4 protein-coding genes are annotated in these 4493 nt (G+C 50.2%); 1 reads left to right on the forward strand and 3 read right to left on the reverse strand.

The features are described from left to right. Window positions 1-55: 55 nt before the first annotated feature. A complete protein-coding gene (locus SERAS12_RS21300) occupies window positions 56-367 on the reverse strand; it encodes a sigma 54-interacting transcriptional regulator (RefSeq protein WP_239440961.1) in 312 nt (103 codons plus the stop codon). A gap of 976 nt (window positions 368-1343) precedes the next feature. Here SERAS12_RS21300 and SERAS12_RS21310 point away from each other — a divergent pair. Next, window positions 1344-2381, forward strand: coding sequence for a S9 family peptidase (locus SERAS12_RS21310; RefSeq protein WP_013814514.1), 1038 nt, complete (start codon window positions 1344-1346; stop codon window positions 2379-2381). 42 nt (window positions 2382-2423) lie between these two features. On the opposite strand, the gene SERAS12_RS21315 is transcribed toward SERAS12_RS21310, so the two are convergent. Both SERAS12_RS21315 and SERAS12_RS21320 read right to left on the reverse strand, forming a co-directional pair. Beyond that, on the reverse strand, window positions 2424-3539 hold the full coding sequence (locus tag SERAS12_RS21315; RefSeq protein ID WP_013814515.1) for an ABC transporter permease: 1116 nt from the start codon (window positions 3537-3539) through the stop codon (window positions 2424-2426). Then, entirely contained in the window at window positions 3532-4476 is a 945-nt protein-coding gene (locus SERAS12_RS21320; RefSeq protein WP_013814516.1) for an ABC transporter ATP-binding protein, read from the reverse strand. Before SERAS12_RS21320 ends, SERAS12_RS21315 begins: the two co-directional genes overlap by 8 nt. Between the last annotated feature and the right edge of the window lie 17 nt (window positions 4477-4493).

The following is a 4493-nucleotide window of genomic DNA, read 5'->3' on the forward strand; positions in this document are numbered from 1 at the left end:
CTTACGTATAAAAACATCCATAAAATAATATCTTTTCCACAATCAAACATTCAGTCTAAAAATAATTATCCGTCTGGTTTTCATACGAATACTCAACAACATTCGGAACTTTTTTTTCTGCCGGAAGGAGTATCGGGAAGACATTGAGCCGGTAATAGAGGCCGCTGCGGAATTCGCGGTCGGCGACCCTCTGCTGCAGGTGGCGGCAACTCGATCGAGATTTCTGCCAGCTCGTCAAAAACAGCGTGCCTTGGCCCACCCGCTCGAAACGCCCCATATGCTGGGTGCCGGCACCGGTAAACGCCCCCGTTTCACTTTTAAAAGACCGGAACCGATCGATAAGATGAAGGACATTGCAGCAAAGCATTTTCCTGCAGCCTTACCTCCAGAGGCTTGAATTTTGTTGTTTGACCGGCAAGAGGCAGTGGCAGATTTGCGTGAATGATGCGACGCATGTACAACGTTGTTCTGGTGTTTCTGGCGTGTTTTTCGGGGGCGTTCACCTGTACCTTGAACATGTCAGAGGTGCCGCTCAAAGCCATTATCAACATGACTCTCACTGGGTGTGTTTACATTTTTGACCAAGGGCTTGCCTCGTGCTCGATTCTATTCCGTATTCTTATCATTAAGGACTGAGGATATAAATGAGGGTACAAAAAACACCAAATCAAAAAATATATATTAAATTACAATGCGACTCGTACCTTTCGGCGAACAGGGGTTATTTTACGTTAAAAATTCACTAAACAGTTTGAATGCGCCATCTGATATAGCCGACAGGCTTGGTAAAGGCGAGTCGGAAACATTATCGCCAGCATTTATCAGTGTGCGGGTTACAACACTATTCCCAAGCGGGTCAGCCATTTTCGTCAACCTTTACCCACGACATGTAATTAATTTACCGCTAATTATTTTCCTGCAAAAGCTGTATCGTCATTATATAAACGCGTGCTGCAGTACTACTGCCGATAACTGCGCGGAACCCAATATCAATCACTGCGATCAATGAACGCCTTATGCAAATCTTCCAATGGGTGATGTTGAACTTTTGCTTTGCCGCAAGATGGCTTGGGTATCGTCAGACGTTTCCTGATTTGCGCCGGATAACAACCCAAAACTCGACGTATTTAACCAAGTCGACTTGCTGCCGGCTGCCTGCCACGCCGTTATTCTTTCGCGTTAACCTTTCTCATAAGCAGTGAATTACTTTCCTGGAAAATAATTCAACGCTGTTATCAAGATATCCCGCTCACCACTCATTTTACGGTGACAGAGCTTTAAGCTTGACCTGCTAAAACAGTTTCATTATTGTACAAGAAATAACATTTTTAAAAATATACGTAATGAAATTAATCAGGCGTTTTCTTTTAAAAAGAAAAATAGTTGTCACCCTTGCCGCCACATCCTCCATTCTGGCATTTATTCTTTATCAGAATAATTATCAGTTGGTTGAAAGTACGGTAACGATCCCTCATAAGCCGAATAATCTTGATGCCGTCCTGGCGATGCCGCGCCATCTTCCTCCTGGCGAGAAACCCGGTGTAGTGATATTTGTTCATGGCGACGGAGATATTAACGCCACTCACGGCGGCTTTTACCGCCCCATCTGGGAAGCGCTGTCCAAAGCCGGTTTCAGTTCGCTCTCCTGGAATAAACCTGGCGTTGGCGGTGCGCCGGGCAACTGGCTGCAACAAAGCATGGACGATCGCACCAGCGAAGTGATCTCCGCCATCGATTGGATAAAACATCAGCCCCAACTGGATGGCCAGCGTATAGCACTCTGGGGTGCCAGCCAAGGTGGATGGGTATTACCGAAAGTCGCAACGCGATATCCCGATATCTGTTTCATGATTGCCGTTTCGCCCGCCGTTAACTGGCTGGAGCAGGGTCGCTATAATACTATCGCCAGCATGAAGCAAAAAGGCCGTTCGGAAAGTGAGATAGCGGCGGAATTAAAGCGCGAGCAGCAGGTCCTGGCATTGCTCGACGCCAACGCCAGCTTCGAACAATATCAACAAAAAGAGGGGAATGCCGCCGATTTCACCCCCGACCGCTGGACCTTCGTGATGAAAAATTACCGTTCAGACGCTACGCAAGATCTTGGCCAGGTTCACTCGCCGGTCTTTTTAGCCTTGGGCGGAAAAGACATTAACGTCGATATTAAAAATACCGAAAATGAATACCGCAATCGCTTAAACAAAGCAGGCCAGCTGGATATCAAATTTTATCCGCAGGCAACACACTCCATGCTGGAAAAAAGCACCGAGGACTCATTAATAGAGACCTGGTACAAAGGTTTATTGTTCCCACGCGCCATTTTCTATCCCGGCTTTTTACAGGATCAGCAGGACTTCGCTTGGCAGCACCGTCATTGCCAGTAAAAAACCTCTGCGGGGAGTTTTCCTCCCCGCCCTCTTCCTTACCTAGTGCCAGCGGAAAATCCGCATCCCCAGAACAAAGGTAAATACGCCAACTCCCATTAGCATCAGCGTAGCCGGCATGATCAACCTGATATCTCCGCCTTCGATAAAGACTTTGCGCATGGCGTCCGCCAGCATCGTCAGCGGCAGGTATTCAATAATGCTGACCATCCAGTGCGGGAAATTTTTGTAGCTGAAGAAGATGCCGGAAAACAGCACCTGGACCAGAATGGTCACTTCCAGCAGGCCATTTGCCGTTTGCGCCTTCATCGCCCGTGACGAGGCAAGCACCGCGATGCCAGAGAAACAGACATTACCGGCGAACAGCAGCAGCAGAAACGCGCTGAACGATCCCTGAATTTCCACATCGAAATAAACGCGCGCGAACAGATTAATGATCAGAATCTCAATGAAGTTGATCAGAAAACAGGCGCCGATATGGGCCATCAGAAAGGTGGATTTTCGCATCGGCGTGATACACATCTGCCGTGTGACGCGGGTAATTCGCTTCTCCACCAACGCCCAGCCAACGGCGATCAGGCACGTTTCCATGATCGCCATCGCCAGCAGCCCCGGCACCAGGAAATCAACGTAACGGAGGCCGGCAGTTTCGAGAACGGAAAGATTTTTATCCGTCGGTTGCCGCTCGCCCTGCTCCTTCTCATTCATCAAATAGTACGAGAGCATGGCTTCATTGTCCTGCGGATCGAGATAGTAAATCCGCTTCTGCCCCGTCTGCTGCGGAATGACTTCGACAAACATCTGGATGTCGCCGCGTTTCAGCGCCAAGATAACCTCATCGCGGTTCTGATAATAGCTGACGAGGTATTTCACCTTAATCAGATGCTGGCGCTTCACCTCTTGCAGATTGACGATACCCTGCAGTTGGTGATCGGTACCGGCCAGCTGCGCACTCCACTCGCGAACCTGCGCCGCCGCCGTCTGATCCTGCGGCATAACAATGCCAATACGCCTCTCCGGTATGTCCTGCGAGGAAAAAGAGAGGCCCAACAGCCATACCAGCAGCAGTGGAAACCCAAATGACCAGAAAAGGATCTGCGGCTCACGAATGTATTGCCGGAATTGAGTGAGCATCAGGTTGAACAGCGCGCTATTCATGGAACCCCCTCCCAGCCAGCGACATAAACAGATCGTCGAGCGTTTTTTTCCGCACGATCAGCTCGGCTATTTCGACGCCGGCGCTTTGCGCAAATGCCAGTAAGTGACTGATAAAGCTGCTCGCATCCATAATAAGCATGCTGATTTTTCCGTCCTTTTCGTTGAAATCGTATTCAAGCACCTGAGGATGCTGTCTCATGGCCTCCAGGCGCTCGGGCCGGGTGGCCCGACATTCAATCACTTCACCGTCGCAATGCTTTTTCAGCAATTGCGTCATGGTGCCCTGCGTCAGGATCTCCCCCTGGTTCATAATGCAGATGCGATCGCAGAGATACTCAGCCTCCTCCATATAGTGGGTGGTCAGCATCATGGTTGAACCTTTCTCCTGGTTGAGGCGACGCAAAATATTCCAGGTATCGTGACGGATGCGCGGATCCAGGCCCGTAGTCGGCTCATCGAGGATCATAATCTCGGGTTCGTTGAGAATCGCCACCCCCAGTGCCAGACGTTGACGCTCACCGCCGGAAAGCCCCTCCACAAAGGTGCGACGCTTGGCCGACAGCTCGACCAACTCCAGCACTTCGCCGGTACGGCGGCGCGGGCAGCCGTAAAAGCTGCCGAACAGATTCACCGTCTCCTCCACCCGCAGTTTGTTGATAAACAGGGTCTCCTGCAGCACCCCGCTCAACCGTCGACGCAGAAACTGCGCATCCTGCGCCCAGCTTTTCCCCAGCACCCTTACCGAACCGGAGTCCGGCTGTTTTAACCCTTCAAGGATCTCCACCAGCGTGGTTTTACCGGCGCCGTTAGGGCCCAGCAGGCCGATAAACTCGCCACGAAAAATATCCAGAGTAATCCCTTTAAGCGCCTCATGATTGCGGTAGCGCTTACGCACCCCATCAAAGGCGATGACTTTTTCACTGCTTTTATTTTCCATAATTTTTTTGTCCGTTA

It is taken from the genome of Serratia sp. AS12, assembly GCF_000214195.1.
Taxonomy (GTDB): Bacteria; Pseudomonadota; Gammaproteobacteria; order Enterobacterales; family Enterobacteriaceae; genus Serratia; species Serratia plymuthica.

What these genes read in the sequence shown, in the direction of transcription:
- SERAS12_RS21300 (WP_239440961.1), bottom strand. Translation starts at nt 367, where the DNA reads ATGCTTTGCTGCAATGTCCTTCATCTTATCGATCGGTTCCGGTCTTTT.
- SERAS12_RS21310 (WP_013814514.1), top strand. Translation starts at nt 1,344, where the DNA reads ATGAAATTAATCAGGCGTTTTCTTTTAAAAAGAAAAATAGTTGTCACC.
- SERAS12_RS21315 (WP_013814515.1), bottom strand. Translation starts at nt 3,539, where the DNA reads ATGAATAGCGCGCTGTTCAACCTGATGCTCACTCAATTCCGGCAATAC.
- SERAS12_RS21320 (WP_013814516.1), bottom strand. Translation starts at nt 4,476, where the DNA reads ATGGAAAATAAAAGCAGTGAAAAAGTCATCGCCTTTGATGGGGTGCGT.